General features: G+C 43.3%; 21 protein-coding genes. 8 read left to right on the top strand and 13 right to left on the bottom strand.

What is annotated here, in order from left to right; genetic code table 11:
- Nucleotides 1-74 precede the first annotated feature (74 nt).
- Nucleotides 75-1,445 carry an MATE family efflux transporter gene (locus CSW98_RS02320; protein ID WP_100798827.1) on the bottom strand — a complete coding sequence of 457 codons (1,371 nt, stop codon included), beginning with the start codon at nucleotides 1,443-1,445 and terminating at the stop codon, nucleotides 75-77.
- A gap of 201 nt (nucleotides 1,446-1,646) precedes the next feature.
- Complete coding sequence (locus tag CSW98_RS02315; RefSeq protein ID WP_100798826.1) at nucleotides 1,647-2,540, bottom strand: fructosamine kinase family protein; 894 nt, start codon at nucleotides 2,538-2,540, stop codon at nucleotides 1,647-1,649.
- Nucleotides 2,541-2,877: 337 nt separating this feature from the next.
- Here CSW98_RS02315 and CSW98_RS02310 point away from each other — a divergent pair, with 337 nt between their 5' ends.
- The 3 genes from CSW98_RS02310 to CSW98_RS02300 all read left to right on the top strand — a co-directional run bounded on the left by CSW98_RS02310 (nucleotide 2,878) and on the right by CSW98_RS02300 (nucleotide 5,370).
- Nucleotides 2,878-3,855, top strand: coding sequence for a response regulator (locus tag CSW98_RS02310; RefSeq protein WP_100798825.1), 978 nt, complete (start codon nucleotides 2,878-2,880; stop codon nucleotides 3,853-3,855).
- On the top strand, nucleotides 3,855-4,838 hold the full coding sequence (locus CSW98_RS02305) for a sensor domain-containing diguanylate cyclase (RefSeq protein WP_100798824.1): 984 nt from the start codon (nucleotides 3,855-3,857) through the stop codon (nucleotides 4,836-4,838). The genes CSW98_RS02310 and CSW98_RS02305 overlap by 1 nt, the downstream gene beginning before the upstream one ends.
- 190 nt (nucleotides 4,839-5,028) lie before the next feature.
- A complete protein-coding gene (locus CSW98_RS02300; protein ID WP_100798823.1) occupies nucleotides 5,029-5,370 on the top strand; it encodes a DUF3802 family protein in 342 nt (113 codons plus the stop codon).
- A gap of 4 nt (nucleotides 5,371-5,374) precedes the next feature.
- On the opposite strand, the gene CSW98_RS02295 is transcribed toward CSW98_RS02300, so the two are convergent.
- Nucleotides 5,375-5,869, bottom strand: a complete 495-nt coding sequence (locus tag CSW98_RS02295) for a C40 family peptidase (protein WP_100798822.1) — start codon at nucleotides 5,867-5,869, stop codon at nucleotides 5,375-5,377.
- 116 nt (nucleotides 5,870-5,985) lie between these two features.
- On the opposite strand from CSW98_RS02295, the gene CSW98_RS02290 reads away from it, so the two are divergent.
- Nucleotides 5,986-8,004, top strand: a complete 2,019-nt coding sequence (locus tag CSW98_RS02290) for a methyl-accepting chemotaxis protein (RefSeq protein WP_100798821.1) — start codon at nucleotides 5,986-5,988, stop codon at nucleotides 8,002-8,004.
- A 49-nt stretch (nucleotides 8,005-8,053) separates the two neighbouring features.
- On the opposite strand, the gene CSW98_RS02285 is transcribed toward CSW98_RS02290, so the two are convergent.
- Complete coding sequence (locus CSW98_RS02285) at nucleotides 8,054-8,665, bottom strand: OmpA family protein (RefSeq protein WP_100798820.1); 612 nt, start codon at nucleotides 8,663-8,665, stop codon at nucleotides 8,054-8,056.
- Nucleotides 8,666-8,674: 9 nt separating this feature from the next.
- Nucleotides 8,675-9,982, bottom strand: a complete 1,308-nt coding sequence (locus tag CSW98_RS02280) for a TolC family outer membrane protein (RefSeq protein WP_100799148.1) — start codon at nucleotides 9,980-9,982, stop codon at nucleotides 8,675-8,677.
- Between the two features lie 464 nt (nucleotides 9,983-10,446).
- On the opposite strand from CSW98_RS02280, the gene CSW98_RS02275 reads away from it, so the two are divergent.
- Nucleotides 10,447-13,074, top strand: a complete 2,628-nt coding sequence (locus CSW98_RS02275; RefSeq protein WP_198517259.1) for a VCBS domain-containing protein — start codon at nucleotides 10,447-10,449, stop codon at nucleotides 13,072-13,074.
- A 62-nt stretch (nucleotides 13,075-13,136) separates the two neighbouring features.
- Here the strand turns inward: CSW98_RS02275 and CSW98_RS02270 are convergent, their stop codons facing one another.
- Nucleotides 13,137-14,330 carry a class I SAM-dependent methyltransferase gene (locus CSW98_RS02270; protein WP_100798818.1) on the bottom strand — a complete coding sequence of 398 codons (1,194 nt, stop codon included), beginning with the start codon at nucleotides 14,328-14,330 and terminating at the stop codon, nucleotides 13,137-13,139.
- Nucleotides 14,331-14,458: 128 nt separating this feature from the next.
- Between CSW98_RS02270 and yccX the strand changes: the two genes are divergently transcribed.
- Nucleotides 14,459-14,734: an acylphosphatase gene (yccX, locus tag CSW98_RS02265; RefSeq protein ID WP_100798817.1), complete on the top strand. Its 276-nt coding sequence runs from the start codon at nucleotides 14,459-14,461 to the stop codon at nucleotides 14,732-14,734.
- A gap of 44 nt (nucleotides 14,735-14,778) precedes the next feature.
- On the opposite strand, the gene CSW98_RS02260 is transcribed toward yccX, so the two are convergent.
- The 7 genes from CSW98_RS02260 to CSW98_RS02230 form a co-directional block, all read right to left on the bottom strand.
- Nucleotides 14,779-15,108, bottom strand: coding sequence for a TusE/DsrC/DsvC family sulfur relay protein (locus CSW98_RS02260; RefSeq protein ID WP_100798816.1), 330 nt, complete (start codon nucleotides 15,106-15,108; stop codon nucleotides 14,779-14,781).
- Nucleotides 15,109-15,214: 106 nt separating this feature from the next.
- Nucleotides 15,215-15,877: a Bax inhibitor-1/YccA family protein gene (locus CSW98_RS02255; RefSeq protein ID WP_100798815.1), complete on the bottom strand. Its 663-nt coding sequence runs from the start codon at nucleotides 15,875-15,877 to the stop codon at nucleotides 15,215-15,217.
- Between the two features lie 193 nt (nucleotides 15,878-16,070).
- On the bottom strand, nucleotides 16,071-16,826 hold the full coding sequence (locus CSW98_RS02250; RefSeq protein WP_100798814.1) for an amino acid ABC transporter ATP-binding protein: 756 nt from the start codon (nucleotides 16,824-16,826) through the stop codon (nucleotides 16,071-16,073).
- A 27-nt stretch (nucleotides 16,827-16,853) separates the two neighbouring features.
- A complete protein-coding gene (locus CSW98_RS02245; RefSeq protein ID WP_100798813.1) occupies nucleotides 16,854-17,951 on the bottom strand; it encodes an amino acid ABC transporter permease in 1,098 nt (365 codons plus the stop codon).
- Between the two features lie 13 nt (nucleotides 17,952-17,964).
- The gene (locus CSW98_RS02240; protein WP_100798812.1) at nucleotides 17,965-19,200 is read right to left on the bottom strand and encodes an amino acid ABC transporter permease; all 1,236 of its coding nucleotides are present in this window, start codon (nucleotides 19,198-19,200) and stop codon (nucleotides 17,965-17,967) included.
- 99 nt (nucleotides 19,201-19,299) lie between these two features.
- A complete protein-coding gene (locus CSW98_RS02235; protein WP_100799147.1) occupies nucleotides 19,300-20,328 on the bottom strand; it encodes an amino acid ABC transporter substrate-binding protein in 1,029 nt (342 codons plus the stop codon).
- 615 nt (nucleotides 20,329-20,943) lie between these two features.
- The gene (locus CSW98_RS02230; protein WP_100798811.1) at nucleotides 20,944-21,996 is read right to left on the bottom strand and encodes a 3-deoxy-7-phosphoheptulonate synthase; all 1,053 of its coding nucleotides are present in this window, start codon (nucleotides 21,994-21,996) and stop codon (nucleotides 20,944-20,946) included.
- Nucleotides 21,997-22,285: 289 nt separating this feature from the next.
- On the opposite strand from CSW98_RS02230, the gene CSW98_RS02225 reads away from it, so the two are divergent.
- Nucleotides 22,286-23,167, top strand: a complete 882-nt coding sequence (locus CSW98_RS02225; RefSeq protein ID WP_100798810.1) for a putative PEP-binding protein — start codon at nucleotides 22,286-22,288, stop codon at nucleotides 23,165-23,167.
- A gap of 128 nt (nucleotides 23,168-23,295) precedes the next feature.
- Nucleotides 23,296-24,132, top strand: a complete 837-nt coding sequence (locus tag CSW98_RS02220; protein ID WP_100798809.1) for a CvfB family protein — start codon at nucleotides 23,296-23,298, stop codon at nucleotides 24,130-24,132.
- Nucleotides 24,133-24,262 lie beyond the last annotated feature (130 nt).

Genomic DNA, 24,262 nt, shown 5'->3' with positions numbered 1-24,262 from the left:
TAAATTTATGAAGAGAGTTGGTCGGCTATATTTCCTATTTTGGCTCATTATTATCTATATGGCTAAAAATGATATTACCGTGATGCAAATTGTAACTGGATGGCACTTTCCTGGCGGTGCATCCATGTCAGGCGAACAAACAGAAGTACGGCAGCTGAACTTAAACCGACAATAAACCCGACCCAAAAACCATGAACACCCATTGCAGGGACTATGATATCTGTCAGTCCCAGAAGGTAACCTGCCGGAAGCCCGAGCAGCCAGTAGGCAATAAATGTACATATGAAAATTGATTTCATATCCTTATAGCCCCGGAGAGCACCGGCTGCTGTTACCTGAACAGCATCAGTTATCTGATAAATCGCGGCTATCAGTAACAGTTGTGTGGCAAGCACTACAACCTCTGGGCTATCTGTATACAGGTGTGTGATCGGTTCTCTGAACAGTATGGTAAGAATTCCGGTAGCTATTGCGCTTATAACAGAGACAATAATGCTGATGCGGGAGGCAATTTGTGCACCTTCCGTACTTTGTTCCCCCAGTTTTTGTCCAACCCGGATACTGGCTGCAGACCCTATACTCATAGGAAGCATAAACACCAGTGAAGAAAAGTTTATGGCCACCTGATGTGCGGCTACGGTGACCGAGCCGAGAGGTGCAACCATCAGTGCAACGACTGCGAACAGGGTAACTTCAAAAAACAGCGCCATAGCTACGGGGAGTCCTAACCGGAACAGACGCAACTGTGCAGCTAATTTGGGTTTGTGAAAATAGGAAAATAACCGGACATATTTGAGGCGCTTAGACATGATGACATACATGAACAGAGACAAGCACATCAGCCAGTATACGATAGCGGTAGCAACACCACAGCCAACACCTCCTAAAGCCGGAAGTCCCAGTTTTCCATAGACAAAAATCCAGTTAAGAGGGATGTTTGCAGCCAGACCAATAAAACTGACCATCATCGCCGGTTTGGTTAAAGCCATACCATCAGTAAAGCTTCTTAAAGCCTGAAACAGGAGGAATGCCGGTATTGCCCACATAATGGCATGCATATAGCCTATCGTTTTTTCTGCCATTGCCGGTTCTATTTGCATAAATCCCAGAATAACCTGAGTCTGAAACAAAACAGCAGCAATCGGGATAGTCAGAAATAAAGCGAGAGCGAACCCTTGCTGTATTTCAAAAGCTATTTTTTCAGGGCGTCCGGAGCCGTTAAGTTGTGCAACAACAGGGATTAGAGCCATTAACAATCCCATTCCAAAGAGTATTGCCGGAAACCAGATACTGCCGGCAACTGCAACTGCGGCCATATCAGTAGCACTGACTCCACCGGCCATAATCGTATCAACAAAGCCCATACCGGTCTGAGCGACAGAGGCGATTAGAACAGGAGTTGCCAGTTTAATTAATTTAGAGGCTTCAGTTTGGTAACGATGCACAAGATTCTCCAGAAAAGCGCTTCCTCTCATCCTTATTGTTTTACTAGTCAATGAGGAGAGTGACTCAGAGAATAATGCCTATGTGAGAGCTGAACCTACCGAGCCCGAATGGAAGTAGTAACCACGCAGGCTGACATTATAGTGAAAGGCAGAATTTAACACCATAAAAATGGTCTATTTTCTATTTTATTTATCGTCGTATTATTTATAGTGCAGTTCTTCCTGTTGTGGAGCATTTAATAGCTGGTTTATCCGCCGTTCGGCTTCACTGAGATAGTGTCCTCCAAAAAGGTTACAGTGATTCAGAATATGGTAGAGATTATATATTTCTTTGCGTTCCTGATAGCCCACATCTATGGGGGCTATACTTTCATAGCCCTGATAAAATTCAGGTTGAAAGCCTGAGAATAATTCTGTCATTGCTATATCACATTCTCTGTCACCCCAGTAGCAGGCAGGATCGTAGCTGATAGGGCCAAAAGCAGAGTTAGCGGTATTACCATGCCACAGATCACCATGCAGAAGTGAAGGGCGGGGAGTGTGATTGGATAGTCTTTCCTGAACAATATCGACAATGGTGTCAATTGACCCAAAATTGATCCCTTTTTCATCCAGAAGCTGTAGTTGCCAGCCAATTCTCTGTTCGGCAAAGAAACGCCCCCATTTTTTATGCCAGCGGTTAGGCTGCAGGGTTTGTCCTATGTAGTTATCCTGATCGAATCCGTATTCTTTCTGCTCTCCCCATTGATGAAGTTTTGCCAGTTGAGTTCCGAAAAGGTAGCTATTTTTCGGCTCATCAAGAGGTTTGGTGGCAAGATAGTTGAGAATAATATAAGCGTGGTGCTTGGTATGTCCCATTGAGATTAGTTCCGGAACAAAAATAGTGTCGGTTTTTCTCAATTCTTTCAGCCCTTCACCTTCAGCTTCAAATTTAGGGAAAAATTCACGGGAATTTACCTTAACAAAGTAACGCTGTTCACCATCACTGACCATGTAGCACTCGTTGATATCACCGCCACTAAGTCGTGTGCGCTCTTTGATTTCATATTCGAACATACAGATGTCGGATAAATTCTGAGCAATCGCCTGCCACATAGAAGCTTCCTCTCATTCCAGATAATGGTTCTAAGGTTAGTTTAGGACAGATTTTTTACCGGAAACAAAACTTTATGCAATGTAACGCAATATCTTGTTGACCATGTTCAAAAAGCTGACAATTTGTAGAGTGATCTTGATTCCATTTTGCTGCCAGTTTTGTATCATAGGCTCAATATAAAAATTGATAAAAAAGACAATACAGAGTTCTATTTTTACTGTTTCGCATCGTGTCACTGTGGTTCTTTTTATTTTGATTAACACGTTGTGAAACAACGTGGATATCGGTTAAAAGCGGTACTGGTGGCTGTTGTCATGAAAAACAAGAAGTTGGCAGATGAACATATTAATATGTGATGATTCAGCATTAGCACGCAGATCACTGGCCCGTACTCTGGAAGTATACAGCGGGCTGGAAGTCTATTTTGCAGAAGATGGAAGGGAAGCTCTGAAACGGCTGCAAAAAACAGATATAGATTTACTGTTTTTGGATTTAACAATGCCCGTTATGGATGGGTTTGAAGTCCTTGAGAGTCTGCCTGTAAACCATTATTCCACACATATAGTTGTTATTTCCGGAGACGTGCAGAAAGAAGCACAAAAGCGCTGCCTTACACTGGGAGTGACCGAATTCATTGAGAAGCCATTTTGCAGTGAACAGGTTCTTTCTTTAGTGGACCGCCTGGGATCTGGACACCCGGTATCTGTAGAGCGAAAAGCAAACCATACAACTGCGTCCCGGATTACTATTGATGCAATCAGTAAATTCAGGGAACTGACCAACATTGCTCTGGGCCAGAGCGCTGCTATTATTTCAGACCATATTGGTGAGTTTATCCAACTACCTATTCCTGCTGTCGGAGAGCTGGATCCCGGTGAGTTAAAAATGACCATTGAAGATTCCATGAGTCGCAAGGGGCTGTATGCTGTAGCACAACGTTTTGTCGGAGGGGGGATTTACGGAGAATCTCTGGTGTGTATGAGGGGTAAAGGTATTGCTACTCTGGGAAAACGTCTGGGATTTGCGCAGTCCGAATCAAATGATTATGAGACATTGCTTAATGTGTCAAACCTGCTTGTATCTTCTTATCTGAATTCATTGGCACATCAGTTGATGATTCCATTTTTTTTGCGTCAGCCTGTGATTATGGATAAAAAAAGCCAGGAATACGCCAGTATGCATAATGTTGAAGAGTCTGCGTTTGCGATTGAATATACCTATTTTGCAGAAGAGCTGGATTTCGAATGTGAAGTTCTTTTTCTGCTTAGCTCTTCTTCGGTTAAGGTGATCTATCAACTCATGGAGAACTTCTGATGTCGGATATATCGTTAAATATTGCCGATTTTCACTGGGCACTTCAGGTGATGGGAACCATCGATGTTGGGCTGGTCGTTGTCGACAGAAAGTATAATGTCTGCCTCTGGAATAGTTTTATGCAGAATTATAGCGGAATAGGTTCTGAGTCGATTATGGATAAAAATCTGTTTGAAGTTTGTCCTTCACTTCCTGAAGACTGGTTAAAGGCAAAGCTTCAGACATGTGCCAAACTGAACACTCGGGGTTTTTCTAATTGGGAAGATCGCCCCTGTGTCTTTGAGTTTAAAAATTACTCACCGGTTTCTCATGGCCTGACTACTATGTATCAGAATATGGTGATCACACCATTAAAGTCACTGACCGGAGAAGTCTCACATCTGTGTATTATGCTACAGGATGTTTCTGATATTGCTAAAAGTAAAATTCATTTGCGGGAATCGAATCATCAGCTTTCTCTGATAAGCCGGATGGATGGATTAACAGGGTTATTTAACCGGGCACATTGGGAAAAATGTCTCAGAGAAGAGTTTGATAATCTGTCGGTGAGCTGTCAGTCCAGTTCTCTGGTTATTTTTGATATTGATTACTTTAAACGAGTCAATGATACCTATGGGCATGGTGTCGGAGATGAAGTCATTCGCCGGACATCTGCAATGCTTAAAAAGACGGCACGCCATTCTGATTTCTGTGGACGTTACGGTGGGGAAGAATTTACGATTCTTCTCCCCGATACAACGGCGGATCAGGCTCTGTATTTTGCAGAAAGGTTGAGAAAACGTATAGAAACGACGGTGGTGGAAACGGAAGAGTGCCGTGTTCAATATACGATCAGTCTGGGAGTCAGTGAGTTTACCCCTTCCTTTTCAACTTATCACGAATGGCTGGAAAGTGCAGATAAAGCACTTTACCAGTCTAAGACATCGGGACGCAACCAAACATCTGTTTACTCTGAGCAGGTTCAGTCTGCTTCTGTTTTATAGTTGTTGGCTGTGGTGATAAATCACAGCTAATTGAAGATAGTCATATTTGCAGAATAAACTCGGGTCAATAGGTGGCAACATTCCGGCCAATGATTTAGTATAAATTTAATTATTAAAGAAAAGTCGCCCCAGATAGTGAACATGGCTTGTATATGGCGACTTGTTGCTGGCTTTCATCGGAGTGGTAATAGTGGTTGTAGATACAGACGGATACTTGGCTCTCATAGAACATCTGACGATGAACCTGGATGTATTTACTATGGAAGGGGATACGGGGGCAGAAACGGTAGAGGATGTTGCAACGGATATGATTGCGACTAATATTATGGCCGTTTTTGAACAAAACCCGGATCTCCATTCCAGCGTTCGTTTTAAGTTACTGAAAGAAACAGATTCTGTGGTTGAGGATCTGGGGGAAGTATTGGCAGGTGTCTGGAACAAAAGAGCAACCAATGAACAGATCATCTTTCTTGATGAATATGTGGCATTGCTGAAGAATTTATTTGATAGTGCTGTTGCGACTTATGATTAACCGGTTAGTCTGAGGATTTGATCCTGCGGGCCTGCCAGAAAACAGACATCCAGTATGGATTATCCAGCCGGGAGATTATGACACCTTTCGATGTTGAAGCATGCATAAATTTTTCATTGTCGATATAGATCCCTACATGCCTTTCTTTTGCTGAGGTCTTGAAGAAGACTAAATCTCCGCTCTGGAGATTCTCTAGCGCCACTTTACTTCCAAGCTGGCTTTGTGCCTTCGTTGTCCGGGGAAGAATGAGTTGTTGAGCCTCTAAAAATACAGATTGCACAAAAGCTGAGCAATCTATGCCTGATCGGGTTGACCCTCCATATAAATAAGGTGTTCCTTTCCACTTAGAATATTGCTGTGTAAAAGGGAATGCGTGTTCTTTATTGTCGTCATTTTGAGCTTTTAGTGAAATTTCGTTGTCTTTTGTGTAAGCGTTATTTTGTTGTCCAGAACATCCGGTGAGAGATAGTAATATCGCCGATATGATTGTTTTCTTCATTGTAGGTTTTATGCATGTCCAGTTTAAAAAATGGTCAGTTAAAGTGAAATAAATGTGTCACATACTCTCTGTAATATCGATGCAGCCGTATATATTGAGCCGATTTGTATAGAATAATGAGTAATAATCTGACTAAGAAATTTCCACTGTCGCTGACGCAAACGCTGAGTGTCATTTTTATCGCAATCATCCTGCTTGTGCTAGCACAATCTGTTATAACTGCCAGAGGGATCAATAAGGTCGGGGAGGGGTTTTCCCAACTGTCTAAAAAGGCACTGCCGTTAGCAATGAATAATGCCCGGTTGACTCAGAATGTGTTGCAGGAAGTAAAGTTACTCAACCGGGGACTGCTCGCTCGTACCAGTGAAGAACTGACGTCTGTGATGGAATCTATTCGGGGACTGTCAGACGCAGTGTCTGCTGATCTGAATCAATTTGACCGCTTTACAGATACTGTTACAACGGAGCAGAGAGCGCTTCTGCAAGATAAACTGACTCACCTGAAGGAGGTTTCTTCAATATTGCTGCAAAACCAGTTTGAAAATATACATATGCAGCAGAAACTGGATGAAGAGCTCCAGGGGTTTAAATATGGATTGGCTTCTATTGGGCCGGAAATGAGTCGGGTGGCACTGTTTTTGGCTCAGGATAATCCTGAATCAACGGATGCAGCAAACCGTTTTGTCGCGAATGCCAGTGCAATGGAACGTTCGTTTCTTTCTCTGCTGATGCAAACGGATCTGGAAAAAGCACAACAGGATTATCGTAATATCAGAACGAATATTTCCGGAATTGAACTTGCTTTTGATGATTTTTCAGAATGGCATCCGGATGTCAAAGAATTTGCTAGCCTGACAGCCCCTTATGACATGGTAAGGGAAGGGGTTGGCTCTGATGGAATTCTGCAACTGGTGATGACTCGTTTAGAACTGTTTTCCGTTCAGCGTCAGGAATTGTCAGAAGCGGCTGTTTTTGCGGATGAGACGATAGCCTTACTCAATGAGATTTCCCGTTCAGCTGAACATCTTATTGCAGATAGGGAAGCCGGAGTGAGTCAGACTATTGTTAATATTTCCTGGATATCTATATTCAGTTCTCTGGTTATGGTAGGACTGGTGATCGGTTCCGGGGTATTTTTAAGCGTATGGATAAAAAAAGGTCTGAAAAATATAACCCATCAGCTTGGCCTGCTTACAGAACATAATCTGGTTGAGAAAGCAGCGCAGGTCGGCCCGCAGGAAATGCAGGAAATCGCTGTGAAATTAAATCAGGTGATTGAATCTACTCATGAATCTATCTCTCTGGTAACCCGAAACTGTGAGACTCTGTACCAGACGGCAGAGATAAGTTATACGGCAGCAGAGCAGACAGATAGCAGTCTTTCTGCTCAAAATGATTCATTAGCAAGTATTGTAACAACAGTAGGACAACTAGAAAGTGCGATCAGAGAAATTGCTCAGGTAACCAGTGAGTCTTATGCAGAATCCCAGATTGCGGTCGATTTTGCCGGAGAGGGAACTCAGGTGATTGGACAAAATACAGCACGACTGGAGTCTCTGGAGAGAATATTGTCCGGTAATGAAGAGTCAATGGATAAACTGGATAAAAATGTAGGCCAGATCAGTGCGATGGTTGAGATGATTAGTGGCATTGCTGATAGTACTAATCTGCTGGCTTTAAATGCTGCAATAGAAGCTGCCCGAGCGGGTGAACAGGGGCGGGGCTTTGCAGTGGTAGCTGATGAGGTTCGTAAGCTGGCCAGTGATACCAGTAAGCAAACAGAAAGTATCCGCGGCATGATGACAGAACTGGTTCTTGCTGCCCAACAATCTAAGATATCGGTCGCCGAAAGCAGGGCAGAAATGGTGGCGGCAATGGATGTTAATGAGCAGGTTAAAACCACTTTTGACAATATTGAACAGGCTATTAATCATATCAAACAACGGGTAGAGCAGGTTTCTGTGGCTACAGAAGAACAGGAACGAGCAACAGCAAATGTGAGTGAAAGCATTTCTCATATTACCGAACAAGGTCATCACACCAAGCTTCAACTGGATTCGATGATTGAAAACTCGGAGCAGGTTGCTGAAATAGCGGGTGAGCAGCAGGCAATGTTGCATAAATATGTTCTGTAATTTAACAGGGGCTTTCTGAGCCCCTGTTACGTTATTGTTTCAAAATGTTCTATTTAGGCCGGCTGGTAAAAACGGTCCATTCCTTGATCAAATCGTGATCGAAGCCGACGACCGTAGCAACAACTCTGCGGTTAACTGCATGTGCAACCGGCGATTCTCCCTCTCTGTCTGTAACCATCTCTCCGAATCCGACCATTTTAACCCGCTCGGGTGAAATGCCCATGGAGATAAGAGTTGCCTGGACTTTTTGGGCTCGCCGTTCAGACAGGGCTTGATTGTAATCCGGTTCACCCACTATGCTGGCATGTCCTTGTAATTCGATAGAGGTTTCCGGGTATTTATTTAGAAAATCAACCATGGATCCGAGTTCGTTCATAAATACAGGATTAATTTTTGATGAATCATGGGCAAATAGAACCTTTAGATCCCAGTCTTCCATATCATCCTTGTACTTTTCGCAGCCATCATTATTAATCTCTGCCCCATTCGGGGTTTCGGTGCAAAGATCTCTGGCATTAATAACTCCATCGGAGTCATCATCCATCAGGTCGGCAATCTGATTGGCTACGGGAGGATCCATGTAACGGTATTCATCTTCTGCTGCGACGGTGGAAAAAGTACAGACGGTAAGCAGCACAATAAAACAGGCTGAGTAGTTCATATCGGCTCCTTAGTAATCCATCTTCTTATTCCACTCTTCAGGTATATCGACTAAGAGGGACTCCAATAAAATTCCGGTTGAATTCAGTACACGGTATTTCGCCAGTTGTTCGTCATATTTGGCATCAATGTAATCTTTCCGGGCTTCAAAAAGTTCATTTTGCATATTCAGCAGATCAAGTAGGGTCCGCTGCCCAATAAGAAACTGTTTCTCATATCCGGTAACAGTTTTTGCCGCTGAATCAACCTGATCCGCCAGAAATTCTTTCTGCTGCAGGGTCAAATCTAAAGCACTCCAGGCAAGGCGAAGACTTTCTTCAACATTACGATAAGCTTTATCACGTAAGTCTTTAGTCTGGTTGAGTATATATGCCATCTGATCGACTTGAGCCATATCAGAACCGCCATTCAGCAGGTTATAGCTGACGCGTAGCATGGCCGTGAATTCATCACTATTGCCTGAAATACCGTCAGCGTCGTCATACCAGCTTTGAGCCACATCAATAGAAAAAGTCGGGTAGTTAACTCCTTTTGATTGTTTGTATTGCAGCCGTGCTGCATCGACATCAGCAGTGGCAACTCCGATGACCGGGTGTTTTTCATGTGCCAGTGTAACCGCATCTTGTAGAGTCAGTGGAATAGCTGTTTCATCAGCTCTTGGAAAAATTAACCCCATAGGTGTTTGTCCGACGATACGGGTAAACTGAGTATGTGTATCAGTCATATTATTTTGTGCTGCAAGCAGATTACTGTGTGCCCGTGACAACCGGGTTTCTATTTGCGTCAGATCGGCAGTGGAATCGATACCTTGATCCGTCCGGCGTTTGATATTGCGGTAAATCTCTTTATGTACGGAGAGATTTTTTTCTGACAGAGCAAGTATTTCATAAGATTTTGTGGCATCAAGATAGATCTCTGTGACTTCCAGTGCCTTATCCTGAGCATCGGCAATCAGTTGTACGCGCATAGATTCTGCTTCTGCAGCAGTACGGCTGATGTCGTTTAAAGTCTGGTTACCATCCCAGATAAGTTGGGTTAAACGTAGTGTCAGTTCTTTTCGGGTTAAATCTGTATTATCTCCATTAACAGGATTGATGGCTTCATGCCCGATTCCTGCATCTAAGTTCAGGTTTGGCAGATAATCACCACGGGAAATATTACTTCGTTCGACGTAACTCTGATACTCGTTGAATGAAGCCTTTATTTCCGGGTTGGTGGCGAGTGTTATTGCTATCGCTTGTTCCAGTGTTTGTCCCAGCGTTGGAGTACTGCTTAACGCGATCAAACAGGCAAGTGTGGTTAGATGAGTCCGTTTCAAACCAATTCTCCCAGCGTCTGTAATCCGCAATTCGTTCACATTTTATGATTTAGAGTACAGCGGCTAAATCTCCGTATAGTGTTCGAAGACACTTATTAATATGTAAAAAGTGTAGGAAGCAGACGTATATTAATCAAAGTGGATATTAATAAAATTAGGGATAGTTTTACTATTGATACATTTAAAAATAGTATTTGTATTTATTTGAGATGCTCATTTTGTTTATTTTTCCACAAGAAAATAATTTTTATTGAAGATTACAACTAAAGTACCAGAGTTAACTGATAAGAAAGTTTAATAAATATTTTTATCATCTAATCCTTTTGTAAATTAAGGGATTATTTTGTATTTATGACTTTGACTATAGTGGTGCTATAGCTAATACCTATAATAGTAGGCTGTTTTTCGTGGGCTTTGTGCCAATGGAAATACATTCATCTATTTGGACGCAAAGGATGAAAATTATGAACATAGTATTAGCTAATGTTGCCGGTAGTGGCAAATTTATCGCGATAGATATTAATGGTAATCTTAAGTTTATCAATAGCCCCAGTGAATTAGCTCCGGGAGAAGTCATTGTTACTGCCGGTAACCATGATGTCACAACGGACATGAATGTTCAGGTTGGTATCGCTAACCAGGCCGGTGGGATTGATTCTATAGGTAATGATGATCTTGAACAGCTGTTTGCTGCTTTAGAAGGCGGACAGGATCCGACTGCAATTGAAGATATAGCACCAGCGGCCGGTGGTACTCCGGGATCTGCTCCAACGACGTCAGGGACCATTGAACGGGATGGTCTTTCCACAATAGCAAGTACTTTTCATGATACCTCAGGTATTGGCACATTAGGCCTCTCTGAAACACAAAGCTTAAGTCTGCTGGATGTTGTAACACAGATAGCTGCGACTGTTTCCGGTGATGATGCTGGCGCAGTGACTGAAGATGACAGTGATCCACTTCTGACCGATACGGGTCTTCTGGTCGTGACAGATCCAGATGAAGGTGAAGCGGTTTTTGTTCCGGGCAGTGTGAGTGCCAGTGATGGTGTTTTGGGCAGTTTAATAATTACCGCTAATGGTAGCTGGAGTTATACCGTTGCCAATAGTGCTGTGCAGTATTTGGATGTGGGTGAAACGAAACAGGAAGTATTTACTGTTGCTACAGCAGACGGAACAGAGCATCAAATCACTATCACAATTACTGGTGTGGAAGATGGTGCAGTGATTTCCGGTGATGATACTGGTGGAGTTGTGGAAGATGCCAGCAATCCTACTTTAAGTGATAGTGGTGACCTTACGGTGACAGATGCAGATACGAATGATAGTCCTGTATTTGACACCAGCAGTGTTGTTTATGATGCCACAGCGAGTGATGGCGCTCAGTTAGGGGTATTGAGCATAAACAGTACCGGACATTGGGTGTATAACGTAGCCAATGCGGATGTCCAGTATCTGGATGCTAATGAAACGAAACAGGAAATCTATACCGTCACTTCTGATGACGGCACAGAGCATCAAATCACTATCACAATTACCGGTGTGGAAGATGGTGCGGTGATTTCCGGTGATGATACTGGTGGCGTTGTGGAAGATGCCAGCAATCCTACTTTAAGTGATAGTGGTGACCTTACAGTGACAGATGCAGATACGAATGATAGTCCTGTATTTGACACCAGCAGTGTCGTTTATGATGCCACGGTGAGTGATGGCGCTCAGTTAGGGGCATTGAGCATAAACAGTACTGGACATTGGGTGTATAACGTAGCCAATGCGGATGTCCAGTATCTGGCTATTAATGAAACGAAGCAGGAAGTGTTTACTGTCACCTCGGATGACGGAACAGAGCATCAAATCACTATTACAATTACCGGTACAAATGATCTGCCTGTCACCTCCAGCACCAGTATCAGTGTACTGGAGTCTGTGCAGGATACCAATATGGGGCTGCTTGCTCCGACGGATGTTGATGGTGATTCTCTTGTGATTACTGTCACAGGTGTGCCGAGTATCGGTACGGTAACCTACTTTGATGGTTCGGATTATATCCCTGTATCCGTCGGACTGATCCTTACTGCGGCTCAGCTCACCGGACTGCAGTATGATGCGCCATACGACTATGATCCGGTGGCTGATGGTGATATCGGTGACTTCACCTATTCAGTCTATGATGGAACTGGTACGGCTTCAGGTAGTGTAGATATTAGCGTTATCCCGTTTGATATGCAGGCTAGTGACGTCAGGGATATTATTAATATTAATAACACAGATCCGGATAATCCTATTCTGGAATGGAAGACTATTCCTAATAATCCGGCATCCCATCCGGACGATTTTGCTGAAGAGAGCGATTATGATGAATCAGGAATGACTATCAGCACTTATGGTGATGGTGACTTTATTTCTACTGGTCAGGGAGATGATACCCTTTATTTAGGTGACAGCGATAAAGCCGTTCACGGGTCGGGAAGCAGTCCGGTACAGAATGTAATAGATAGTTTCCTTGATGAGAGTGAAGCTGATTTGCAAGATGTAGAGGTACATACTGATCTTCCTTATGCTGATAACGCATTTGTTGACGTTGCATTCAGTAAAGGAGGTGATGATTCGGTTTATGGTCAGGACGGTGTGGATCTTATTTATGGTGATTCAGGTAATGACCACTTGTATGGTGGCAGTGATATAGATGTTCTCCGTGGTGGTGGTGATAGTGATTATCTGGATGGTGGAACAGGTAATGACTATCTGAATGGTGGTGAAGGTAACGATATTCTGGTTGGTGGTGAAGGAGTCGATACTTTTGTCTGGAGATCTGAAGATCTGGATGGTTCTATTGATACCATCAGGGACTTCAGTATTACTGATGGAGACAAACTGGATCTGTCTGATATTTTGTCTGATATGTCCGACAGTGAAGTGGATAGCTACCTGGATTCTCTGACTGTTACCGAATCTGCAAACGGGCTGGATTCTGAACTTGTTATTGAGCATGCCGGAGAAAGCGTGACTATTGTTTTTGAAGGCTACGCAGATGATATGACCACACAATTGACAGATTATCTGCTACAGAACAGTGGTATTGTGACTGATTAATGCTGGCTATGGATATATCAAAAGGGCTCCTTTCCGGAGCCCTGTCTTTTTGGCAAGCTCAGTCAGAACACTTTGCAGGCGAATCCTTTCAGGTAAAATCCTTCCGGATAGGCGCTGTCAACAGGATGATCGGCTGCCTGTTCAAAACGTTCAATAAATTTCACCGAACGGTTAGCATCCAAAGCTGCATCGGATAAAATTTTCTGGAACAGATTTTGTTCCATTAACCCTGAGCAAGAGTAGGTCAGAAGAGTGCCTCCTGGCTTCAGGATCTGCATTGCCAGCATATTAATATCTTTGTAACCGCGGCAGGCACCGTTCAGTTGTGCTTTAGATTCGGCAAACTTAGGCGGATCCATAATAATTACGTCAAATTTAGTCCCCTGATCCCGATATTCGCGTAGCAGCTTAAACACATCTGCATTTAAGAATACTGCCCGTTTTTTCGAGATATCAAAACCGTTGATTTCAGCATTATGTTTTGCACAGTCCAGTGCAGGCTGTGAAACATCAGCATTGATAACGCGTTTTGCGCCTCCTTTCAGAGCATACAGACCAAATCCACCGGTATAGGAGAAACAGTTCAGCACTTCCTTATCTTTGACGTATTTTATGGATTTCTGACGGCTGTCTCTCTGATCCAGATAAAAGCCGGTTTTATGGCCACCTTTGATATCCACACTGATCTTGACACCATTTTCTTCAATGACAACAAACGCCGGTGGTTCCTCACCGTGGAGTACACCGACAGTCTCCTTAAGGCCTTCTTTTTTCCGCACAGAGACATCTGAGCGTTCGTAGATATTCGTGTCAGGAAAACATTCCAGCAGGGCTTTAACCAGAACTGTTTTATGATATTCAGCGCCGGCACTGAGTAACTGACAGACGAGAAAATCCTGATATTTATCAATCGTGATTCCCGGTAGGCCATCTGATTCAGCCGCAACCAGTCGATATCCTGTGACACTGTCACGCTCGGTAATCTCTTGTCTCAGCAGTTGAGCTTGCTGGATACGTTTAACAAAGAAGTCTTTATTGATCTCTTCTTTAGTGAAACTCCACACGCGGGCACGAATCTGAGAATCGGGAGAATAAGCCGCTTTTGCCAGCCATTCACCATTCAGAGCAAAGACATCTACGGTTTCACCGGATTGGGGGGTACCCTCTACCCGTTCAATTCCACGGGAAAATATCCAGGGATGTTTTCTTCGCAGAGATTTATCTCTGCCTTTTGCCAGATAGATGGATGCTGTCATGGAGTGCTGCCTGCTTTGGAATAAAAGGGGCGGTATTGTCGCGAAAAAACGGGGGGGGAGTCAATAAATTATCCGTTGCTTTTGCGCTAAACTTTAAAAAATATCAGAAATAATCAGGAGCCCGTATTATGACTCAAAAGTGTATGAAATTTATCGTGAAAGGTGTTGTTCAGGGGGTAGGGTTTCGTTATCACACCTGCCATGAAGGCTTGAAAAGAGGATTAACGGGGTATGCAAAAAATTTGTATAACGGTGATGTCGAGGTTCTGGCGTGTGGGAATAGTGACAGCGTTGATTCATTACATGATTGGCTGAAAGTGGGGCCGCGGAGTGCCACGGTTACTCAGCTTATTTCTGAACCAGCAGAGACAACAGTTTACCGTGGGTTTGAAATTCTGTACTAAAAAATCAGGGGCAATGAATACCACCCCTGCGGTCAGGGAGTTGTCTATAAACATTTGGCCGGCTTGGGTAGCCCAGCGAGTTTGGTTGCCTGTTTTGCTGGTCCCTTTTTAAATAGTTTAAACAGATATTTGCTGTTGCCCTTTTCCGAACCATGCTCTTTTTCAACGGCTTTTACCAGCATTCTAACTGCGGGAGAAGTCTTGAACTCTTGATAGAAGTTACGTACAAAATGGATTATTTCCAGATGGTCTTCTGTCAGCTCAATGCCTTCCTGTTTGGCGAGAATATCGATCATGCCTTCTTCCCAGTCATCGACATTCAGGAGGTAGCCTTCAGCATCTGTTAGTATCTGTTTTCCTTGGTATTCAAACATGAGTATTCTTTATCGGTCATAAGTATGACTGTAAGCGTATATCAGCTTATAAAAATAAAAAAGCCCGGAAATCATTTCCGGGCCTAATAAATAACTGACTGTTGAATTAGTCGTCGTTCATCACACCAAGAATACTCAGCAAGCTGATGAATAGGTTGTAGATAGAAATATACAGCGTAATGGTTGCTGAAATATAATTGGTTTCTCCACCTCGAACGATCTGCTGCGTTGTCAGTAGAATGGCTCCGGTAGAAAACAGAATAAACATTCCGCTCATTGCCAGATACAGAGCTGGCATTTGCAGAAATAGATTCGCTACCATAGCGATCAAAATAACGACAAAGCCAGCCATCATCATACCGTTAAGGAATGACAGATCGCGCTTTGTTGTCAGTGCGTAAGCTGAGGAGCCAAGAAAAGCCAATGCTGTACCGCCAAGGGCTGTCATTACCACATCACCCATACCTGCACCAATGTACATGCTCAGGATTGGGCCAATGGTATAGCCAAGGAAACCGGTAAACAGGAAGGTAAACACCAGCCCCATACTGTTGTTACGGTTTTTTTCTACCAAAAACAGCAGACCATAGAAGCCTACCAGCATAATGATTAAGCCAGGACGAGGCAGATTCATTGCCATCGAGAAGCCAGCAACCACTGCGGACCACAGCAGTGTCATTGACAGCAGAAAATAGGTATTACGCAGTACTTTGTTGGTCTGCATTACACCCTGTTGCGTTGAGGTACGGGATACCATAGGACTATTCATAATCTTCCTCACAAAAGTGACTTTTTAGTTTAGGTTATATATTGGCGTGAAAGTTCAGAATTTCAACCCTTTCCTTTGTCATTTGCCGCATCAATTCTAATAAAATTAATGGGTTTTCACTGAATAAAGGTGTAACAGGATGTTTCTTGCGGAAAATAAAAAGGAGAAGCAAGCTCCTCCCTTCTATTGATAGTTAATGGCTCAATATCTGACTGAGAAAGTTCTGAGTACGATCAGACTGAGGATTACCAAAGAAATCAACCGGATTGTTCTCTTCGATGATCTCCCCTGCATCCATGAAAATAACCCGGTCAGCGACTTCTTTTGCGAAGCCCATTTCGTGTGTCACGCAGAGCATTGTCATACCTTCTTCCGCCAGTTCGACCATCACGTCCAGAACTTCACGAACCATTTCCGGGTCAAGTGCTGATGTTGGCTCATCGAACAGCATGATGTTCGGGTTCATACAAAGAGAGCGGGCGATCGCTACGCGTTGTTGCTGACCACCGGAAAGTTGACCCGGGTATTTATGTGCCTGATGCGGGATTTTAACCCGTTCCAGATATTTCATTGCAATGGCTTCAGCTTCTTCCTTTGGCATCTTCTTCACCCAGATAGGAGCCAGCGTACAATTATCTAATACTGACAGGTGAGGGAACAGGTTAAAGTGTTGGAAGCACATACCGACTTCATGCCGAACAGCTTCAATATTTTTCAGATCTTCTGTCAGCTCTGTTCCACCGACAATAATTTTTCCTTGCTGGTGTTCTTCGAGGCGATTAATACAGCGAATCATGGTTGATTTACCTGAACCTGAGGGGCCACAGATTACAATTTTCTCGCCTTTTTTAACCTTCAGATTGATGTCTTTCAGTACGTGAAACTCACCGTACCATTTGTTCATGTGCTTGATTCTGATTACATAATCATCTTGTGGTTGCTGCGTCATAATACGTCCTTGAATTCTTTATTTAACTTATCGTTTGTGACCGGTATGCAGTTTGTTCTCAAGCCAGATCGAGTATCTCGACATGCCAAAGCAGAACACCCAGAACACTAACGCGACAAATACATAACTTTCTGTTGCAAATCCCAACCATTCCGGATCGGTATTGGCCGACTGGCCGATACCGAGTACATCAAACATACCGATAATCAGTACCAGACTGGTATCTTTAAATAATTCGATAAACGTGTTTACGATAGAAGGGATAGAAATTTTCAGCGATTGAGGAAGGATCACCAGCCCCATTTTTTTCCAGTAACTCAGTCCTAAAGCATCAGCTGCTTCGTATTGTCCTTTAGGGATAGCCTGAAGACCGCCACGAACCACTTCAGCCATATAAGCAGATGCAAACATAACGACACCGATCAGTGCTCGCAGCAGCTTGTCTGTTTCTGAACCTTCAGACAGAAACAGCGGCAGCATTACAGATGCCATAAATAAAACCGTAATCAGTGGTACACCGCGCCATACTTCAATATAGATGGTACTAATAGTACGGATAACCGGCATATCAGAACGGCGTCCCAGAGCCAGCACTATACCAATTGGCAGAGAAACTACGATACCGACCAGAGCAATCACCAGTGTGACCAGCAGTCCTCCCCACAGATGGGTTTCAACCGGTTCAAGACCAAAAACACCACCGTACAGCAGAGTAGCCATCAGGAAGGGATAAACAAAGACAAAGAATAATCCAATCCATGAACGTTTCGGTGTTTTTTCATATACCAGTAAGGCAAGAATTATAGCCAGTGTTACGTAGAAAAAGCGTGGCCTCCATAGTTCAGCATGCGGGTAAAAGCCGTACATATACTGCTCCCAGCGAACATGGATAAATACCCAGCAGGCTCCATCTTTACTGCAGGCATCCGCTGTCAAACCAACCCAGTCAGCGTTGATTAAAGCCCAGTCAGCTACCGCATAAATAGCAGAAAAAGCGATATAACCAAGAACAAAAGTTAAAATAGTGTTTGCCGGACTATTGAACAAATTTTTTCTCAGCCAGCCAACCAGTCCGACGGTATTTGCTGGTGGCGGCAGATCTTCCTGAAATTGATGTATTCTCATGTTTGATTCCCTTCTATCGTTCCACCAGAGCAACTTTTCTGTTGTATATATTCATCAATGCTGAGGTCACCAGACTTAATGCCAGATAGACAGCCATTGTCATTGCAATAATTTCAATTGCTTGTCCTGTCTGATTCAGAGTTGTACCGGCAAAGACAGATACCAGATCCGGATAGCCGATAGCCATTGCCAGAGATGAGTTCTTTGTCAGGTTCAGGAACTGGTTAGTCAGAGGTGGGATAATGACTTTCATTGCCTGAGGAATAATTATTAGCTTCAGAGTCTTTCCGGCAGGAAGGCCGAGTGAAAGAGCGGCTTCTGTCTGACCGTGATTGACAGAATTAATACCTGAGCGAACGATCTCTGCAATAAATGAAGCCGTATAAATGCTTAGTGCAATAAGCAGAGCAGCAAGCTCAGGAATGACCGATATACCGCCTCGGAAGTTAAAGCCTTTTAGCACCGGAAGATCGGCTGACACTGGCATACCGCTAAATAGAAATACCAGACCCGGTAAACCAATACAAAGTCCCAGAGTAATACGTAAGATTGGGGTCTGTTCACCGGTTCTTTCTTGTTTATCTTTTGCCCAGATATGGATAATAAGTGAGAAGACTAAACCGAAAATAAGCGTTCCAAGAAATAATTCGCTTCCCGGTTCAAAAACCGGAGCCGGGAAGTATAATCCCCGTACGTTGAGGAAAATAGCTTCTCCAAGACTGAGGCTCTGTCTTGCCGAAGGCAGAACCTGAAGTACCGCAAAATACCAAAAGAAGATTTGCAAAAGTAATGGGATACTGCGAAATATTTCGATATACACGGCAGCTATACGGTTAACCAGCCAGTTAGATGATAGTCTGGCTACACCAACGGTAAAACCAAGAATAGATGCGAAGATAATCCCCAGAACGGAGACCAGAGCCGTATTTAACAGGCCGACAACAAACGTATGTCCATAAGAAAATGTCTCATTATATTCGATAAGAGACATTGAAATACCAAAACCGGCTTCCTGTGACAGGAAGTCAAATCCTGTTGAGATGCCTCTGGCATCAAGATTCGTTAGTGCATTATTTACAATGGTGTAAAAAAAGTAGACAAGCCCGAGAATAGCAATAGCCTGAAAAGTGATTGAACGAAAGGTCGGGTTGTACAGAATATTTGTACGCTTACTTTCGGTTACTGAATCACTGTCAGGAGTACCTGGCGGGGATGTCGGTGCTGCTTTTATTATATTTGTTGGCTTCATACTACGATAACCTCTAAATTTCTTTAAAAAAGGGTGATCGAAATCACCCTTAGTGATACCAACGTCAATCATTATTGGTATAAAACAAAATTTCAGAAATTAACGGATTGGTGGAGCGTACATAAAGCCGCCTTCATTCCACAGAGCATTCACGCCACGTGCAATTTTCAGCGGAGAACCTGTACCAACCTGAGATTCAAAGACTTCACCGTAGTTACCGACTTGTTTTATCACTTTATAACCCCAGTCATCAGGTAGGCCCAGAGCTTTACCTTTAGGACCGTCAACGCCCAGAATACGCTTAACGTTTGGATCGCTGGACTTCAGCATATCATCAGCATTTTTCGAAGTTACACCGTATTCTTCGGCATTAACCATGGCAAACAATGTCCACTTCGCTACGTTAAACCATGCATCATCGCCCTGACGAACTACAGGTCCCAAAGGTTCTTTAGAAATGATTTCAGGAAGTACGACAGCTGAAGTCGGATCTTTCAGATTCAGACGCAGAGCATATAGTTGAGACTGATCGGATGTCAGTACATCGCATCGGCCAGCATCGAATCCAGCTGCAGTTTGTGCTGAAGTATCGAAAACCACTGGCTTGAAAGACATTCCGTGGTTACGGAAATAGTCAGCAAGGTTTAGCTCAGTGGTTGTGCCAGACTGGATACAGACAGACGCGCCATCCAGTTCTTTAACGCTTTTTACACCCAGATCTTTAGACACCATAAAACCCTGGCCGTCGTAGTAGTTTACACCGACAAAGTTCAGGCCAAGAGCGGTATCGCGCTGAAGTGTCCAGGTAGTGTTACGGGCCAGAACATCGATTTCACCAGACTGAAGGGCGGTGAAACGCTCTTTTGCTGTCAGAGGTACAAATTTTACCTTAGATTTGTCCCCAAAGACTGCAGCAGCAACTGCCTCACAGTAAGCAACATCCAGACCTTCCCATTCACCTTTTTCGTTAGGGTTAGAGAAGCCAGCCAGACCCGTTGTTACACCGCAAGATAAATATCCCTGAGATTTTACTTTATCAAGGGTGGAGTCTGCAGCTGCAGCATTGCCTGACATCAGTGCAGCAGAAGCTGCTATCACAGAAGCAATAATAGTGAGTTTATTTTTCATCTGTATCCTTCCTGTAGTTGTATTTGAACCTTTTTTACCGGGTTCACCGTTCCATAAAATATTTTTTGGTGATTGGAGCTGATCACTCCAGCCTACCGTTTCTTTTCTTATCAGAATTGTTTTTGTTGTGTAATGCATTGATTCGTTGGGAAAATATTCGTTCCTTTGTATTCCCGACATGATTTAGAATGACGAATTACATATAAAGAGTAAATAGTGCAAGACTGCACTGAAATAGGGATTAAGAGCGTGTTACCAGCATGAAATTCTGTTTGGTGAATAATTCTGAATTTATGATTAATAGTGAAATTTTAGACTGGTCTTTACGGTAAAAAAACACAGAAAAAGTTTAAAGACGTGTTTGTGCAGAAGAAGGATGCACAGTTTTGGGGCAGCATGCCAAAAGTGGAACTGTGTAGTAAAAGAAAGAATAGGAAAATTATATCTTATTGTAAAATAAGGAATTAAAAATTCCGTTTTTGTGAATTAAATAACAATTGCTCTTATTCTCATTAAATCAGCTTACACAAGTTTGCCTGGGTTACGATGGTGTACAGGACAAATAAACATGCCCCTGGTAATAGCAGGAGCATGTTATTGCACATCAGGCAGGCCTTAATTTGCCTCTTTTACTGCTGTTGAAAGCATCTCAAGCATAACCAGAGTATCGTTCCAGCTCAGGCATGGATCTGTAACGGACTGTCCATATTTTAAATGATTCAGAGCTGCTATTGGCTGGTTACCTTCTTCAATAAAACTTTCAGCCATTATACCTGCAATGTACCGGCTTCCCGAACGAATTTGCTGGCAGATATTTCTTGCTACATCCAGCTGTTTTCGGTGTTGTTTCTGACAGTTGGCGTGGCTGAAGTCAACGATAAGGCGCTGAGGAAGGTTGACCCCGGATAGAGCATCGCACGCGCTCTGAACTGATATCGGGTCAAAATTCGGTCCATTGTCTCCGCCCCGTAGGATCATATGTCCATAAGGGTTACCACTAGTACGGTAAACGGTCATACGACCGTTCTTGTCCGGGGAGTAGAAATAATGAGAGGCCAGGGCGGCGCGGATGGCGTCTATGGCAATCTTCACATTTCCGTTTGTGCCGTTTTTAAATCCGACCGGACAGGACAGTGCTGAAGCCATTTCCCGATGAATTTGAGATTCTGTGGTTCGGGCACCGATCGCCCCCCAGCTGATAAGATCAGCAATATACTGGCCGGTAATCATATCCAGAAATTCAGTCGCTGTAGCCAGCCCCAGTTTGTTGATTTCGAGCAGAAGATGCCGGGCCTTCCCCAGTCCGGTTTCCAGAGCATAGGTGCCATCCAGATTCGGGTCGGTAATTAACCCTTTCCAGCCAATGACGGTTCTCGGTTTTTCAAAGTAAGTTCGCATTACAATAAAAAGTTCTTCACTATACTTGTTCTGGACGGCATTCAGTCGGTTGGCATAATCCAGAGCAGCGTCCGGATCATGGATAGAGCAGGGCCCTACAACAACAAGCTGGCGCTTATCTTCACCGGTGAGTATTGCTTCAATCTGTTTACGGGAATGGGCTATTTTACCGGCAACATCATCTGTGATTGGGTATTGCTGACTCAGTTCTGCCGGAGTTGGCATCGGGCCGAGGGGCTGAGTTCTTAGTTCGTCTGTTTTTAGTGGCATGAGTTCGCCTATAGAAAGATGCATATAATCTGGGTTCCAGATGGATGATTTTCAAAAGAAAAACCATATGGAATAAGGTGTAAAGATAACGGAAATGAAAGCTGATATAAACTCCCTTGCTGTTTTAATCAGAGTCAGCAGGTGCTTTTCTTCACTTTTTCATGCGTGAATATGTTTTTATTCTGGGTATTTATTCATTTTTTATAAATAATTATCAATTTTAGCTTGAGTTCATCTGGCTAGAATTGTATGTTCAGATCAAATAAGAAAATTAATAACCGGAGTCGTAATGAGTAATGCAATGCAGGGACCGATCCTTTCAGAACTAAACATTATCAATGTGCTGCCTTCTTATACAGAAAATAGCGCATCGGATCAGTTGTATGTGTCAATGGCTGATTTGATAATGGAGAAGGTGTTTTACCATCCGTCAGTAGAGATATCCCAGCTTTCAGAGGCGGATCAAAGTACGCTGAAATCTATTTTAAATGGTGCGTCTGTTGAAGAACACTTTGTTAATACTCTGTATACAGTGATTAAAGAGGCAGTAGAAGAGCAGCATACTGTTGTTCGTGTCTGCCTGAGTAATCTAGATAGTTATGCATTTTCATCATTACTTGGCGGACAAGCTGAAGCGCCGGAAAATAACCCGGCGATGGGCTGCCGTGGAGTGGTCAGATTTGCATCAGAAAGTTACAGCAAGGCCTTTGCTCTTGAATGTGATGTGATTAAATCTCTGCGTGCTGACGGAATCAATGTAGAACTGGTGGTACCTTTTGTCCGGGCTCTTAAAGATGCTGCAACGATTATTGACCGACTGGCAGAACAAGGATTACCAAGAGGGTTGAATGGATTCAAGTTGCTGTACTCATGTGATGTTCCATCATCAATCCTGCTGGCAGATAAATTACTGCAGTATTTTGATGGGGCGGTGATTAATATTGATCACCTTGCCCAGTTTACTCTTGGTGTTGATAAATCGAACCAAGCAATGGAATATAGTTTTGATATGCAGAATGATGCTGTGATTGAGCTGATGAAAATGATGGTCAAGACCGTTAACAAGGTCAATAAGCCTTATTTTGTTGTCTGTCCTGTACTGGAGCAGTTTCCGTTATTGCAAAGTGCACTGGCAGAACTAGGAGATGCTCAGGTTGCAGTGACGGCGTAACTAAATGTAAACGTGGTGAATTTCACAGAGCATTACAAGTTAAGATCACGTATAATTTGTTCCGGGAGAGGAGATGGCTGATTCGCCGTCTCCTTTTTATTTGAAATATCAAATAGTTGAGATAGTAAATGATTAATGTTGGCCAGATAAACTCACTTGAAGTCGTAAAATCTGAAAGCTTCGGTCTGTTCCTGGATGCTGAAGACTACGGCACAGTTTTACTTCCCCACCGTCAGGTTCCTGATAATATGACGATTGGTCAGAAGCTGGATGTTTTTCTCTATTTTGACTCGGATAACCAACTGACGGCAACGATGGAAAGGCCGATTGCTCAGGTCGGTGAATGGGGACTGATGAAGATTGAAGGGATCAATCAGACCGGTGCCTTCGCTAACTGGGGCATCGAAAAAAAAGATCTGCTAATTCCTTTCAGTGAACAAAGGACTCGTTTCAGACCCGGACAACAAGTGCTGGTGTATGTTTATACGGACAGGGCCTCTGGCAGAATTGTCGGTACGACGAAATTTAATAAGTTACTGGATAAAACCCCGGCACGTTATAAACCAAACGATCAGGTTGAGTTATTGATTGCAGAACATAGTGAGCTGGGATTTAAGGCGATCATTAACGGAGCGCATTGGGGGATGATTTTTAACTCCGATGTCTTTGGCAAGTTATTTATTGGTAAACGTCTGAAAGGGTATATCAAAACGATCCGTGAAGATGGAAAAATTGACCTTGCTCTGCAGAAAATGGGCACGGCAAAGATGGATGACTTGAGTAGTAAGATCCTGGAAACTCTGGAAAAGAAAGGTGGTTTTTTGCCTCTGAGCGATAAGTCTGCCCCAGATGCTATTTTTTCGGTATTCAGAACCAGTAAGGGAACGTTTAAGAAATCCATCGGTGGTTTGTATAAGCAGGGAAAAATCATTATCGAAGCGGATGGCATTCGCCTGAAAAAGTGATGTATCCTGCCGATTGCCACTGGGCAAGAGTATAACAGGATAAAAAAAAGCCCGAAACCTATGGGATATCGGGCTTAGGGGAACGGCTCAAAAGAGCCTGCGCTAATCAATCTTGGCTTTTAATTACTTC

The organism is Vibrio sp. HA2012 (genome assembly GCF_002812955.1).
GTDB lineage: Bacteria > Pseudomonadota > Gammaproteobacteria > Enterobacterales > Vibrionaceae > Vibrio.
Note: the sequence above shows the minus strand (reverse complement) of the source record. Positions and strands in the feature narration are given on the sequence as shown.